Origin of the sequence: Variovorax beijingensis (genome assembly GCF_003951285.1) — a bacterium.
Classification (GTDB): domain Bacteria; phylum Pseudomonadota; class Gammaproteobacteria; order Burkholderiales; family Burkholderiaceae_C; genus Variovorax; species Variovorax beijingensis.
On the sequence record NZ_RXFQ01000021.1, the window covers coordinates 1 to 12,925 of the forward strand.

The 12,925-nt window shown below is 66.4% G+C and carries 13 protein-coding genes; 2 read left to right on the forward strand and 11 right to left on the reverse strand.

What is annotated here, in order from left to right:
* From EJO66_RS27040 to EJO66_RS27075, 8 genes are all read right to left on the reverse strand, one after another.
* Nucleotides 1-1,140: DUF6531 domain-containing protein (locus EJO66_RS27040; protein WP_240648830.1), on the reverse strand; the 1,140-nt coding region annotated here is incomplete at its 3' end.
* A 284-nt stretch (nucleotides 1,141-1,424) separates the two neighbouring features.
* The gene (locus EJO66_RS27045; protein ID WP_240648815.1) at nucleotides 1,425-3,593 is read right to left on the reverse strand and encodes a LamG-like jellyroll fold domain-containing protein; all 2,169 of its coding nucleotides are present in this window, start codon (nucleotides 3,591-3,593) and stop codon (nucleotides 1,425-1,427) included.
* A gap of 112 nt (nucleotides 3,594-3,705) precedes the next feature.
* The gene (locus EJO66_RS27050) at nucleotides 3,706-4,881 is read right to left on the reverse strand and encodes an MFS transporter (protein WP_240648816.1); all 1,176 of its coding nucleotides are present in this window, start codon (nucleotides 4,879-4,881) and stop codon (nucleotides 3,706-3,708) included.
* Between the two features lie 17 nt (nucleotides 4,882-4,898).
* Nucleotides 4,899-6,011 carry a chorismate synthase gene (gene aroC, locus EJO66_RS27055; RefSeq protein WP_124962218.1) on the reverse strand — a complete coding sequence of 371 codons (1,113 nt, stop codon included), beginning with the start codon at nucleotides 6,009-6,011 and terminating at the stop codon, nucleotides 4,899-4,901.
* 33 nt (nucleotides 6,012-6,044) lie between these two features.
* Complete coding sequence (locus tag EJO66_RS27060) at nucleotides 6,045-6,230, reverse strand: hypothetical protein (RefSeq protein ID WP_124962217.1); 186 nt, start codon at nucleotides 6,228-6,230, stop codon at nucleotides 6,045-6,047.
* Between the two features lie 50 nt (nucleotides 6,231-6,280).
* A complete protein-coding gene (locus EJO66_RS27065) occupies nucleotides 6,281-7,864 on the reverse strand; it encodes an MFS transporter (RefSeq protein WP_125966647.1) in 1,584 nt (527 codons plus the stop codon).
* Entirely contained in the window at nucleotides 7,861-8,325 is a 465-nt protein-coding gene (locus tag EJO66_RS27070; RefSeq protein ID WP_124962215.1) for an SRPBCC family protein, read from the reverse strand. Before EJO66_RS27070 ends, EJO66_RS27065 begins: the two co-directional genes overlap by 4 nt.
* Nucleotides 8,214-8,660, reverse strand: coding sequence for an ArsR/SmtB family transcription factor (locus tag EJO66_RS27075; RefSeq protein ID WP_018905554.1), 447 nt, complete (start codon nucleotides 8,658-8,660; stop codon nucleotides 8,214-8,216). The genes EJO66_RS27070 and EJO66_RS27075 overlap by 112 nt, the downstream gene beginning before the upstream one ends.
* Before the next feature lie 130 nt (nucleotides 8,661-8,790).
* On the opposite strand from EJO66_RS27075, the gene EJO66_RS27080 reads away from it, so the two are divergent.
* Together EJO66_RS27080 and EJO66_RS27085 are read left to right on the forward strand one after the other, a co-directional pair.
* Nucleotides 8,791-9,213, forward strand: coding sequence for a cupin domain-containing protein (locus EJO66_RS27080; RefSeq protein WP_124962214.1), 423 nt, complete (start codon nucleotides 8,791-8,793; stop codon nucleotides 9,211-9,213).
* 179 nt (nucleotides 9,214-9,392) lie between these two features.
* A complete protein-coding gene (locus tag EJO66_RS27085; protein WP_124962213.1) occupies nucleotides 9,393-9,974 on the forward strand; it encodes a GbsR/MarR family transcriptional regulator in 582 nt (193 codons plus the stop codon).
* 9 nt (nucleotides 9,975-9,983) lie between these two features.
* On the opposite strand, the gene cydX is transcribed toward EJO66_RS27085, so the two are convergent.
* Genes cydX through EJO66_RS27100 form a run of 3 tightly spaced genes read right to left on the reverse strand, consistent with a single transcriptional unit; the run spans nucleotide 9,984 to nucleotide 12,903 of the window.
* The gene (gene cydX / locus EJO66_RS27090) at nucleotides 9,984-10,133 is read right to left on the reverse strand and encodes a cytochrome bd-I oxidase subunit CydX (protein WP_021008013.1); all 150 of its coding nucleotides are present in this window, start codon (nucleotides 10,131-10,133) and stop codon (nucleotides 9,984-9,986) included.
* 14 nt (nucleotides 10,134-10,147) lie between these two features.
* Nucleotides 10,148-11,302, reverse strand: coding sequence for a cytochrome d ubiquinol oxidase subunit II (cydB, locus tag EJO66_RS27095; RefSeq protein WP_124962212.1), 1,155 nt, complete (start codon nucleotides 11,300-11,302; stop codon nucleotides 10,148-10,150).
* Nucleotides 11,299-12,903 (reverse strand): cytochrome ubiquinol oxidase subunit I, encoded by a 1,605-nt coding sequence (locus EJO66_RS27100; protein WP_125966648.1) that lies wholly within the window; start codon nucleotides 12,901-12,903, stop codon nucleotides 11,299-11,301. Before EJO66_RS27100 ends, cydB begins: the two co-directional genes overlap by 4 nt.
* Nucleotides 12,904-12,925: the final 22 nt, after the last annotated feature.

Below are 12,925 nucleotides of genomic sequence, written 5' to 3' on the forward strand. Positions count from 1 at the left end.
CTGCCAGCCGGCGCCGTTCTCGTCCTGCGCGGCGACGAGGTCGCCTTCGGCGTCGTGGGTGTAGGCGGCGAGCTGGCGCACGGGCTGGCCGTCCTTGATTTCCCACAGGCTTTCGATGAGTCCGCTGTGGGCGTGGGGGCGAGTGCCGACATGGGCGAGCGTGGCGTCGCCCTGCTTGCTGATGATGTCGCTGAGCACTTGTTCGCCGGTGGCCGCGATCACATGGTCGTAGCGCAGGCCGATGGCAAGGCCGTTGCTGGTGTGCTGCGCCACCAGGCGGAAGTGCTGCTTGCCCTGGGTCCTGGCCTTGCCCGCCACGGTGTCGACGAGCTCGTAGGTTTCGCGCCAGTTGCTGGGCGTGCCGGCGGGCATGGGTTTGCCGAAGTCCAGCGTCAACAGGCTCGGGCTCAGGCGGGTGAGGGTGACCTCCTCGATGGAGTCGCGGTGGTGCTGTCCCACGGCGAGCAGGGGGTAGGCATGGCTGCGGCCGTCCGAGCCATGATGGATCAGGCTCAGCTTCCCGCGGCGTTTGCCCCTGGTGCTCACCGCGACATCCACGCGGGTACTGTAGGGCGTGAGCCAGCGTGCGCCGAAGCTGTCTTGGTCGAAAGCGCCGAGATTGCTGCGATAGGTGCGCGCCCATGCAATGGGCAGCGGCGCGGACAGCACGAAGTCGGTGTGTGTGAAGGTCTCGCAGCCCATCGCGAAGCTGATGGCGCCGCCGCCTTTCGCCCGCGCGGGGCAGTTCTTGCAGTCGTTGGGATCGCCCGTGACAGGCGCGTTGGTCGCCAAGGCCACATGCTCGCCGCCAGGATTCTTCTTGGCGACCTCCGCGCCTTTGACCGCCGACACATTGCCCGCCAGCTTGGCCTTGCGCTTGGCCAGGGCAGTTTTCAGGATCACGATCATCCACGCGATGCCGTACTGGAGGCCTTCGTCGGCAAGCCTCATGATCCGGTCTCTTGCCAGGCTCTTGAGGTCGGTCAGGCTGGCAATGGCTTCGTTGATCTTCGTCCTTGCGATCTCGGGCATCGCATACTTGGACGAGGTGGCGATCGCATAGTTGGCCGCAGCTCGATAAGCCAAATTGGCTAAAAACAATTCAAAAAATAAGATTATTGTTTTCAAATTGAGCTTCATGCTCACCTCCCCTTGCTCTCTTATGCAATTATTTTAAGTGTTGATTTATCGTAAGAGGCAATACCGGATTTATGAGTCAATTGCTCAAGGTAGGTTTGTTTTTCCTCGCCACAGTGAAAAAGGTCACACGAATGAGCCTCACGGCCCTCCAGGAAGAAGGAGCCGTGATCGACATCGAGGAATTGAAAAAAGCGCCAGCCGAATTGCGCTGCCGCGCATCGCGCGCGGCAAGCCGGCAAAGGCAGGCGGGGAAGCGGCAGCCCCCGGGCCTCATCTGTTCTGGATCAACCCGCGCGCGCCGTCAGCCACTGGCCAGGCGCCAGCGCAGCAGCCACCACGCGCACTTCCCCGATGTTGCCGAAGAAGCCGTCGGCCCGGGCGCCGTCCCATGAGCCGCCGCCCACCACCCAGGGCGAGCTGGCCGAGAGCGTGGCCAGTCCGGGTGCATTGCCGATGTTGCGCAGCACCGGCGCGCCTTCGACGTACATCGTGGTGTCGTGCGACACCGGGTCGTTGACGATCGCGATGTGCACCCAGCGGTCGGCAATCACCTCGCCGGACCAGTTGGTCTTGGGCGAGCGGGCGCCTGCCGCGCTCGGCACCACTTCCCACTGCACTTCGCGCAGGCTCGAGATCGCGAACAGCATGGGCGGTGCTTCCGGGTCGCCGCCCTGGTAGCCGGCGAGGTCGCCGCGCCGGCCGTCGCGCGTCATGATGTTCATCCACGCCTGCTTGTTGCTGGTCCAGCTCTTGTCGATCTTCACGAAGGCCTCGACGGTGTAGCCGCTCTCCAGCGTCTGGCCGTTGATCGGCGCAGCGGCCTCGGTGAGGAAGTAGCTCAGGCGCGGCACGTTCTTGTCGGTGTTCAGGAAACGCACCGAACCCGGCGCCGCCGAGAGATGGTGGCGGTCGTCGGTCCAGACGATGTCGCCATCCGCCGCACCCTGGATGCCGCCCTGGTTCAGCGCGTCGCGATGCAGCGGATTGGCGCCGGTCACATCGGCGATGACGGTGCCCGGCGGCACCGGCTGGTTGACGGCGCCGCCGAAGAAGCGCCAGTGCGCGAGCGTGTTCGCAACCTTGGGGTAGTCCTCGGGGTTCGCAGCCGGCCGCTGCGCAGCCACTTCGGGCTCGATGTAGTTCGCGAGGATCATGGACCTGGCCTGGTCGACCAGCGAGCCATCGATGGTGGCGCTGCCTGTACCAAAACTCTTGTTGAAACCCGCAAAACGCTGCGCAAAATCCATCTCGATGGTGACGGCCTCGTTGGGCGTGGCGAGCACGGCCTGGTCGAAGGAAGTCAGCGTGGCTGCCGGCTTCTGAGGCACCCAGGGCGAGAACGACAGCACCTTGATCTGCTTGTGCGTCAGGTCGAATTCATACAGGCGCATCAGGCCGTTGCCGCCCTGGTAGGCCATCTGGTAGTCGACCACCATCTCCTCGACCTTGCGGCCGAAATCGTTGGTCTTCGTGAGGTGCGCGGCGCCATGGTGATGGCCATTGAGCGTCATGAAGATCTGGTCGTTGTCGCGGATCAGCTTCTCCCAGAGCATCTTGCCGTAGTCGGTCTCGAGCGGGCTGGTGCCGTCGGCAGCGATGTTGAGCAGCTGGTGGTTGACCAGGATTACCGGCAGCATGGGGTTCTGCGCAATCACCTGGCGCGCCCAGGCGATGCCGGCGTCCGAGATGCGCCACGACAGCGACAGCACCATGAATTTCTGGCCCTGCGCCTCGAACACGTGGTACTCGTGAAAGCCGCTGGCGTCGCGCGCGCCGAAGGTGGCTTGGCGCCTGGCGCGCTCGGTGCCGAACCATTGCAGGTAGGGCTCGCTGGCAAGGGTGCGGGTCGCATCGGTGCCGCTGTTCGGATCGACGCTGTAGTCCACGTCGTTCAGCACGTCGTGGTTGCCTGCGAGCACGCTGTAGGGCAGCCTGGCGTCTTCGAGCACCTTCATGGCCGCATCGGCCACCTTCCACTGGTCGGGCTTGCCGACTTGGTCGACCACGTCGCCGAGGTGGATGGTGAACGGAATGTTCAGCGTCTTGGCATTGGCTGCGATCCATTTCGTCTGGGCGGCGAAGGGTGCACTGCCGAATCGCTTGTCGTATTGGTCGCTCTCGGCGGCAGTGGCGTAGCGCGCATAGAACTGGGTATCGGGCATCACGGCGAGCGCAAAGCTCGAGATTTTGGTGTCGACCGGCGCCGCGGGCGGTGGCGGTGGCGGTGCGGGCGCCGGAGCGGGTGCCGGGGCCGGCAACGGGCCGAAGCCTGGCGCACCGCCGCCTCCACCGCCGCAGGCGGCCAGCAAGGCACCGCTGCCGCCGACGGTCAGCAGGGACGCACCGAGCTTGAGGACTTGGCGGCGCGGCGGGACCGTCGGTTCGCCATGGGATTCGGGCAGGGAAGGATGGCTCGGAGTGCGCGCACCGCGCGGATCGTCGGAAACAGACATGTGGATGGCAAAGCGTTGGAAACCGCGCAGCGTAGGCAGGCGCGATGACGTGGGCATTTAGGGCCCATGACACTTTGGGCCCGCGACGTTCGCGCGCGCCGCCGAGAGAAGCTCAGGCCCTGCCCACCCGTCCCACCCGCTCCAGCCTCACCACCCGCCAGGCACACAGGCTGCCCACCGCCGCCAGCACGGCCGCCAGCGCGAACATGGCGCGGTAGCCCAGTTCCTGCGCCACCGCACCGCCCAGCAGCACACCCAGCACGCCGCCGAACCCGTAGCCGATCACGGTGAAGAGCGCCTGTCCCCGCCCGCGCAGCCGGCCTGGAAAGCGGCGCGACACCACGGCGATGCAGGTCGTGTGGTGCGCGGCGAAGCTCAGCGCATGCAGCCATTGCGCGACGACGAGCGCCGCGATCGAGCCGCCCAGCCCCGCGGTGAGGCCCAGCCGTGCCACGGCGGCAATGCCGCACACCAGCATCCAGCGCGGCATCGGCAACAGGCCGATGAGCCGCCCCTGCAGGAAGAACCAGACGATCTCGGCCACCACCGACAGCGCCCACAGCAGGCCGATGACGCTCTTGCCGTAGCCCAGCGAATCGAGGTACAGCGAGAAGAACGCGTAGACCGAGAAGTGCGACATCACCTGGAAGAACAGCGACGCGAAGAACCACCGCACCGCCGGAATGCGCAGCACCGGGCCGATCGGTTCCCGGGCGGCATCGTGCGCCGCCACCGGCTCGCGGATGTCGGGCAGCTTCATCGTTGCGATCAGCACGATGGCCAGCGTGCCCGCCGCCCAGGCCGGGAAGTGCTTCATGCCGAAGCGCTCGAACCACTCGCCCGCAAAGAACACGGTCACCAGGAAGCCGGCCGAGCCGCAGAGCCGGATGCGCCCGTAGCGCCCCCAGTCGCCCGCCACCAGTTGCGCCATGGCGGCCTCGGTGAGCGACATCATCGAACTGGTGTGGGTGAACATCACCAGCAGCACCAGCGCCAGCCACCAGGCGCCGCCGTGCCACCAGAGCCCGAACGAACTGGCGAGCGCCACCGCGGCACTGAAGCGCAGCAGCTTCACGCGCTGCCCCGTGTGGTCGCTGAGCGCGCCCCAGGCATAGGGCGCGAACACGCGCGTGATCGACTGCACCGAGGCCAGCAGGCTGATGGTGAAGATCGGCAGCCCCAGGTCCTTGAGCCACAGCGGCAGGTAGGGGTTGAAGAAACCGATGTGCGCGAAATAGCTGGCCGACAGACCAGCGAACGCCAGCAGGTGGCCACGCCCGGCGGCCACTTGTGGCGGGGCGGACACTAGAGAAAAGACGCCTGCGGGGACGCGGCTTCGGTCTTGTCGGCTTGGGCCTGCACATCACCGCACTGCGCGCGGTTGCGCAGCACGTGCTCCATGACCACCAGCGCGAGCATGGCTTCGGCGATGGGCGTCGCGCGGATGCCGACGCACGGATCGTGGCGGCCCTTGGTGACCACCTCGACCGGGTTGTTGTGGATGTCGATGGACTGGCGCGGGCTGATGATCGAACTGGTGGGCTTGATCGCGATGCTCACTTCGAGGTCTTGCCCCGAGCTGATGCCGCCCAGGATGCCGCCCGCGTTGTTGGTGACGAAACCCGTGGGCGTGATCGAATCGCCGTGCGTGGTGCCGCGCTGCGTGATGCTCTCGAAGCCGGCGCCGATCTCGACCGCCTTCACGGCGTTGATGCCCATCATCGCGTATGCGATCTCGGCGTCGAGCTTGTCGAACAGCGGTTCGCCCAAACCGATAGGTACATTGCTGGCAGTCACGCGGATGCGCGCGCCGCAGGAATCGCCGGCCTTGCGCAGGCGGTCCATATAGGCCTCGAGCTCGCTCACGTCGGCGATGGGCGCGAAGAAGGGGTTGTTGGGCACGTGGTCCCAGCTCTCGAACGGAATGGCGATTTCGCCGATCTGCGTCATGCAGCCGCGAAACACCATGCCGTATTTTTCGGCCAGCCACTTCTTGGCGACGGCACCCGCAGCCACCATGGGCGCCGTGAGCCGCGCCGAGGAGCGCCCGCCGCCGCGCGGGTCGCGGATGCCGTATTTCTTCCAGTAGGTGAAGTCGGCGTGGCCGGGGCGGAACTGCTGGGCGATCTGGCCGTAGTCCTTGCTGCGCTGGTCGGTGTTCTGGATCAGCAGCGCAATCGGGGTGCCGGTGGTCTTGCCTTCGTAGACGCCGGAAAGAATCTGCACCGCGTCGGGCTCATTGCGCTGGGTGACGTGGCGGCTGGTGCCGGGACGCCGGCGGTCGAGGTCGCCCTGGATGTCGGCCTCGCTCAGTTCCATGCCCGGCGGACAGCCGTCGATGACGCACCCGATGGCCGGGCCGTGCGACTCGCCGAAATTGGTGACCGCGAAGAGAGTTCCGAAGGTGTTGCCGCTCATGGTGGGGGATTATCCCTACAAAGCGGCGGCCACTCAGTCCGTCGTGTTTTCCATGCGCCTGGTGAGCGTGCCCAGCTGCAGTTCGATGGCAAAGAGCCGTTCGTTCAGCACGGCCGTCTGCAGCCTTATGGCCTCGACGATGGCCTTGGTCTGCGGGTCCGGGGTGTTGTCGGCCAGTTCCGCCAGGTCGTGCAGCTTCTTGCGAAGTTCGTTGCTCATGGGAGGCTCCGTTCGTCGTCTCGTCGTGAAGCCCGCAGTATGGGTCTTCGTCAGCGCTCCGGCAATGCATCCGACGGTGCCTTGGGCTGCGCGGCCTCTCCTGCGCTGCGCAGCCGCACGGCCACCAGCGCGCCCACCGCAAGCAGCACCGCCGCGCAAATCCCGGCCGTCAGCCGCAGGCCATGCAGCAAGGCGGCCCGGCCTGTGTCGAGCAGCTCGGCGCCTGCGGCGCCTCCGAGTTGGCCGGCCAGGGCTACCGCGCCGCCAAGCGTGCTGCGCGCCGCTTCCACTTCGGCAGCACCCGCCAAACCGGTCGGAACGGCATCCGCCATCGTGCTGCGGTAGATGGCCGCGCCGATGCTGCCCAGAATCGCGATCCCAAGCGCACCGCCGAACTCCGAACTCGTTTCCGAAATGGCCGAGGCGACGCCGGCGCGCTCGGGCGGCGCGCTGCCCACCACCAGGTCTGTTGCGAGCGTAAACACAGGTGCCAAACCGAGAGAGGAAATGACGGTGCTGGTCACCATCCACGCCAGACCGCCCTCCGCGGGGAGCATCACGAGCATCGCGAATCCCAAGGCCGCAACGCCCAAGCCGCCGCCCATCACAAACGCAGGCCGCATGCGGCGCACGAGCGCGGAAACCACCATGGAGCCGGCAATGAAGGCGGCCGCGCTCGGCACACTCCAAAGGCCCGCATGCAGCGGCGAGAGCCCGAGCACCAGCTGCAGGTACTGCGCGTTGTAGAGAAAGATGCCGAACATCACGAAGCAGGCCAGCATGTAGGCCGCCAGCGAAACGCTGAAGGCAGGCAACCGGAACAGGCGCAGATCGATCATCGGATCGGCCAGCCGCCCCTGCCTGCGCGCGAACGCCCACCCAAGCGCCACGCCCGCCACGATGGCCAGTGCCGACATGGCATCGGGCCCGTGCTCCGCCACCTGCTTGATGCCGTAAATGGCCGCCAGAACCGCGCCGAGCGAAAGCGCCACGCTGGCCACGTCGAGCCGCCCCGCTTCCGGGTCGCGGTATTCGGGCAGCAGGATGGGGCCGAGCACCAGCAGCAGCACCATCACCGGCACGCCGATCAGGAACACCGAGCCCCACGGAAAGAACTGCAGCAGCACACCACCCAGCACCGGGCCGATGACCGCACCGGCCGAATAGCTGGAAATCCAGACGCCGATGGCCACCGTGCGCTGCCCTGGATCGAGAAACATGTTGCGGATGAGCGAGAGCGTCGACGGCGCGAGCGTCGCGCCCGCCACGCCAAGCAGCGCCCGCGTGGCGATGAGCATGTTGGCGCTGGTGGAGAACGCAGCCAGCACCGAGGCGATGCCGAAGGCCGCCGCGCCGATGAGCAGCAGCCGACGCCGGCCGATGCGGTCGCCCAGCGTGCCCATGGTGACCAGAAGCCCGGCGACGAAGAAGCCGTAGATATCGACAATCCACAGCAACTGCGAGGCGGTGGGCTTGAGGTCTTCGCTGATCGAAGGAATCGCCAGGTTCAGCACCGTGAGATCCATCGAATACAGCATGCACGGCAGCGCGATGACGGCCAGGCCCGTCCACTCGCGCACCGTGGCGCGGGCGGGTGGCGGTCTGCCGGCAGCCTTGTCGCGCCGGCCGGTCATTCGACCGCTTTCACCAGCCATTGCTCGAGCTTGACCATGGCGCCGGTCCAGCCATGGCTGTGCCCGTCGCGCGCGGTCTCGTCGAAGAACTGTTCGTGCAGCAGCACCAGTTCGCAGCCATTGCCGTCGGGCTCGATGCGCACCGTGACGCGCGACTCGCGCTCCGGCGTGCTGCGCCAGGCCCAGCTGAAGACCAGCTTACGGTTGGGCACGAGTTCCTGGTAGATGCCGCTCACGTCGTGCGTCTCGCCGTCGGCCGCGAGCATGGCCACCCGGAAGCGGCCGCCCACGCGCAGGTCAACTTCGGCCAGCGGAACGGAAACGATTTCTTCAGGGCCGAACCAGGCCTTCAGCGCTTGCGGGTCGGTCCACGCGCGCCAGACTTTTTCGGGGGCGACGGGGTAGTACCTGCGGAGGGTGAGCGAGGGTCGCTCGGTGGCGGGGGCGGCAGCTTTTGCCATTCGGTCTCCTCTTGGTGGTAGAGAAAGCGCGCCAGTGCATCGAGGCGCCCGGTCCAGAATTTCTCATAGCGCGACAACCACACGGCAGCCTCCTGCATGGGGCGCGGCGAGAGCTCGCAGCGCACGATGCGGCCCTCTTTTGTGCGCGAGATGAGCCCGGCGTCCTCCAGCACCCGCAGGTGCTTCATGAAGCCGGTCAGCGACATGCCATGCGGCTCGGCCAGCTCGGTCACGCTGAGGCTGCGCTCGCCCAGCGTCTCCAGCACGGTGCGGCGTGTGGGGTCGGAGAGCGCGGCAAAGACGGCGTCGAGGGTGGCGTTGTCTGAGTGAACCATGTGGTTGAGTATCCTGGTGCACCGCGGGGGCGTCAAGCAGTAGCCGCATCGGCCCTTCGCAGCGGATGTCTTTGGGAACGCTTTATGCGTGCTGCGCCGCAGCACATCATCACCTGCGAAGGAGCGCCCCATGCTGGACCGAACCGCCACCCAGTTCTCCCACGTCAAGCCCGGCGACACCGCGTACGTCTCGGGCGGCCTGCGCGATTTCTTCCTCTACCGCGACCTCGGCATTGCCGAGGCCACCAACGGCAAGGTCATCGCGCACCTCGTCAAGGCCAACATGGCACCGGAAACGGGCACCGGCTGGCACCGCCACGAGGCCGACTTCCAGATCGTGATCATGCTCAAGGGCTGGGCCCGCTTCATGTACGAAGACAAGGAAACCCTCGTGGAAGCCGGCGACGTGGTGCACCAGCGCCCGGGCATCCGCCATTACCTGTTCGACTACTCGCCCGACATGGAATACCTGGAGATCGTCTCGCCGGCCGACTTCAAGAGCATCGACGTCGAGCCAGTGTGCGAGATTCCGCCGCCCACGCCGTGGGCTTAGGGGCGCTCATCCCGGAAAAGGGCGATGCAGCGCGCAGTCGGGGTTGAGCTGCACGCCGAAGCCGGACGCGGCAACTGATGGATTCAGGAAGTCACCTTGGCGGGACGAAGCACGTCCTCGTGCGCCGGAAAGATTCAGTCTTTCTTGAACCTACAGCAATTCGCAACGAAAATCTGCCGATGCCCACCGCCACCCTCCCCCCGCTCAACCGCCAGTTCGTTGCCCACTTCGGGGAGATGGGCAGCAAGTGGGGCATCAACCGCACCGTCGGCCAGATCTATGCGCTGATCTTCATTTCCGAACGTGCGCTCAACGCGGACGAGATTGCCGAGCTGCTGGAGTTCTCGCGCTCCAACGTGAGCATGGGCCTGAAGGAGCTGCAAGCCTGGCGGCTGGTGCATCTGCGCCATCAACCGGGCGACCGGCGCGAGTATTTCGAGGCGCCGGCGGATGTGTGGGAGATCTTTCGCGTGCTGGCGGAGGAGCGCCGCCGCCGCGAGATCGAGCCCACGCTCTCGATGCTGCGCAGCGCGCTGCTCGAATCCCCCGCCAGCGATGCCGAGCGCCACGCGCAGGAGCGCATGCGCGAGATGCACGACCTGATCGACCGGCTCATGAAGTGGTTCGACGACGTCCAGCGGCTCGCGCCCGAAACCGCGATGCAGCTGATGGGCATGGGCGCCACCGTGACCAAGGTGCTGGGCCTCAAGGACCGCATCACCGGCAGCACGCCCAAGAAGAAGAAGCCTGCCGCCGGCTGAGCGGCTTCGTCAGAGCCGCTCCTGCCCCTGCGGTGCTTCGGGCGTGGCGAGCTTTTCCTTGCGGATGGCGTCGTCGTCCATCAGTTCGTACCACATGGCATTGAGCACGGCGAAGGCGGCCGCCAGCGGCAGGCCGAGGATCCAGGCGAAGTACCACATATTTTTTGCTCCGTTCAGTACGCGTGTCCGCTCTCTTCGCGGATGGCCTCTTCGTCGACCTTGCCCCACAGCACGTGGTAGACCCAGGTGGTGTAGGCCACGATGATGGGAATGAAGATGGCCGTGACCACCAGCATGATGAACAGCGTGAGATGGCTCGACGATGCGTCCCACACCGTGAGGCTCGCGCGCGGGTCGATCGACGATGGCAGAATGAACGGGAACATCGATGCGCCCACGCTCAGGATGATGCCGGCAATGCCGAGCGCGGCCGCCAGCAGCGCGAGCACGGGCCGGCGCAGCAGCAAGCCTGCGAGCGCACCCAGCAGGCCTGCGAAGCCCGCCGCCGGCGCGGCCATGGTCCAGGGGTGGGCCGCATAGTTGGCAAGCCATGCGCCCGCATGCAGCTCGACGGTCTTCAGGAGCGGATTCGACGGCCCCGTCATCTGGGCGGCGCTGGTGATGCGGTAGCCGCCGATGGCCGAGGCCATCCACACGCCCGCCAGCGCATACAGCACAATGCCCGCCACGGCGGCAACGCTGCCATAGAGGCGCGCGCGCTCGGCCACCGGGCCCGCGGTCTTGAGCTGCAGCCATGCCGCGCCGTGCGCGACCATCATCGCGACCGACACCAGCCCGCACAGCAGCGCGAAGGGATTGAGCAGCGCGAAGAAGCTGCCGTCGTAGTGAATGTGCATGTCGGTCGCAAAGCGGAACGGCACGCCCTGCAGCACGTTGCCCACGGCCACGCCGCAGATCAGCGCGGGCACGAAGCCGCTGAAGAACAGCACCCAGTCCCAGCGTGCGCGCCATTGCGGTTCCTCGCGCTTGCTGCGGAACTTGAAGGCCACGGGCCGCAGGATGAGCGCCGTGAGAATCACGAACATCGCCAGGTAGAAGCCCGAGAACGACACCGCGTACAGCTGCGGCCAGGCCGCGAAGATCGCGCCGCCCCCAAGGATCAGCCAGACCTGGTTGCCTTCCCACACCGGGCCCACGCTGTTGATGACCACGCGGCGCTCGAGATCGGTGCGCGCGGCGAACGGCAGCAGGATGCCGCTTCCCAGGTCGAACCCGTCGGTGACCGCAAAGCCGACCAGCAGCACGCCGATCAGCGCCCACCAGATGATTCGAAGCGTGTCGTAGTCGATGAGTTGATGCAGGATCATGAGGAACTCCCTGGCGCCGCAATGGCGCGAACTGGCGGAACATGGGACCGGGCTTCGCCGAGATCGGGCGCATGCTCGGCCTCCGGCCCCTTGCGTATCACCTTGAGCAGCAGCTTCATCTCGATGATGAAGAGCGTGGTGTAGATCGCGATGAAGCCGCCGAGCGTGATGAGCAGCGTCTTCACGCCCAGGTTCGAGACGGCCACCGCCGTCGGCAGCACGCCCTCGATCACCCAGGGCTGGCGGCCGAACTCGGCCACCAGCCAGCCGGACTCGATGGCGATCCACGGCAGCGGGATGGCCAGCACCGCGGCCTTCAGCAGCCAGCGGTGGCGGTCGAGCCGGCGCCGCGCCGAAAGCACGAAGAAGGTGGCCGTCAGCACGATCAGCAGCATGCCGATGCCCACCATGATCCGGAACAGCCAGAACAGCGGCGCCACCTGCGGCACGGTGTCCCATGCGGCCTTGGCGATCTGCTCGGGCGTGGCGTTGCGCGGATCGTCGACGTAGCGCTTGAGCAGCAGTGCATAGCCCATGTCGGCGCCGCCGTTCTCGAAGGCGTCGCGCACGCCTTGCGGCACGGCCTGCGTGCTGCCGGCGGCGCGGATCTGCTGCAGCGCGTCGTAGGCCTTGATGCCTTCGCGGATGCGCACCTCGGCGCGCTTCACGAGCTCGTCGATGCCGGGGATCACGGTGTTGAGGGAGCGCGTGCCGATCAGCCCCATCACCGCCGGAATGTGGATGGCGTAGTGCGTCTCGCGCGCTTCCTGGTCGGGGAAGCCGAAGGCGGTGAAGGCCGCGGGCGCGGGGTGCGTTTCCCACATGGCCTCGATGGCGGCGAGCTTCATCTTCTGGTGCTCGGTCGACAGGTAGCCGCTCTCGTCGCCCAGCACCACCACCGACAGCGACGCCGCCAGGCCGAACGAGGCCGCCACCGTCATCGAGCGCTTGGCCAGTTCCAGGTGGCGGCCCTTGAGCACGTACCAGGCCGACACGCCGAGCACGAACACCGCCGCGCACACATAGCCCGCCGACACGGTATGCACGAACTTGGCCTGCGCCACCGGGTTGGTCAGCACCGCGAAGAAGTCGGTCACCTCCATGCGCATGGTCTGCGGATTGAAGGCCGCGCCCACGGGGTTCTGCATCCAGCCGTTGGCAATGAGGATCCACAGCGCCGAGAAGTTGGAGCCGATGGCCACGGCCCAGGTCGCGACCAGGTGGCCCACCTTGGAGAGCTTGTCCCAGCCGAAGAAGAACAGGCCCACGAAGGTGGCTTCCATGAAGAAGGCCATCAGCCCCTCGATGGCCAGCGGCGCGCCGAAGATGTCGCCGACGTAGTGGCTGTAGTAGCTCCAGTTCATGCCGAACTGGAACTCCATCACGATGCCGGTGGCCACGCCCATCGCAAAGTTGATGCCGAACAGCACGCCCCAGAACTTGGTCATGTCGCGCCAGATCACGCGGCCCGTCATCACATAGACGGTTTCCATGACAGCCAGGATGATCGACAGCCCGAGCGTCAGCGGCACGAACAAAAAGTGGTAGAGCGCCGTGACGGCGAACTGCAGGCGCGATAGCGCAACGATGTCGAGGTCCATGGGGTGGCTTCCTTTGTGTTCC

Coding starts and splice junctions, on each gene's coding strand:
- EJO66_RS27075 (WP_018905554.1), bottom strand. CDS start 8,660: ATGGTTCACTCAGACAACGCCACCCTCGACGCCGTCTTTGCCGCGCTC.
- EJO66_RS27100 (WP_125966648.1), bottom strand. CDS start 12,903: ATGGACCTCGACATCGTTGCGCTATCGCGCCTGCAGTTCGCCGTCACG.
- EJO66_RS27080 (WP_124962214.1), top strand. CDS start 8,791: ATGCTGGACCGAACCGCCACCCAGTTCTCCCACGTCAAGCCCGGCGAC.
- EJO66_RS27065 (WP_125966647.1), bottom strand. CDS start 7,864: ATGACCGGCCGGCGCGACAAGGCTGCCGGCAGACCGCCACCCGCCCGC.
- EJO66_RS27045 (WP_240648815.1), bottom strand. CDS start 3,593: ATGTCTGTTTCCGACGATCCGCGCGGTGCGCGCACTCCGAGCCATCCT.
- EJO66_RS27070 (WP_124962215.1), bottom strand. CDS start 8,325: ATGGCAAAAGCTGCCGCCCCCGCCACCGAGCGACCCTCGCTCACCCTC.
- EJO66_RS27085 (WP_124962213.1), top strand. CDS start 9,393: ATGCCCACCGCCACCCTCCCCCCGCTCAACCGCCAGTTCGTTGCCCAC.
- aroC (WP_124962218.1), bottom strand. CDS start 6,011: ATGAGCGGCAACACCTTCGGAACTCTCTTCGCGGTCACCAATTTCGGC.
- cydX (WP_021008013.1), bottom strand. CDS start 10,133: ATGTGGTACTTCGCCTGGATCCTCGGCCTGCCGCTGGCGGCCGCCTTC.
- cydB (WP_124962212.1), bottom strand. CDS start 11,302: ATGATCCTGCATCAACTCATCGACTACGACACGCTTCGAATCATCTGG.
- EJO66_RS27060 (WP_124962217.1), bottom strand. CDS start 6,230: ATGAGCAACGAACTTCGCAAGAAGCTGCACGACCTGGCGGAACTGGCC.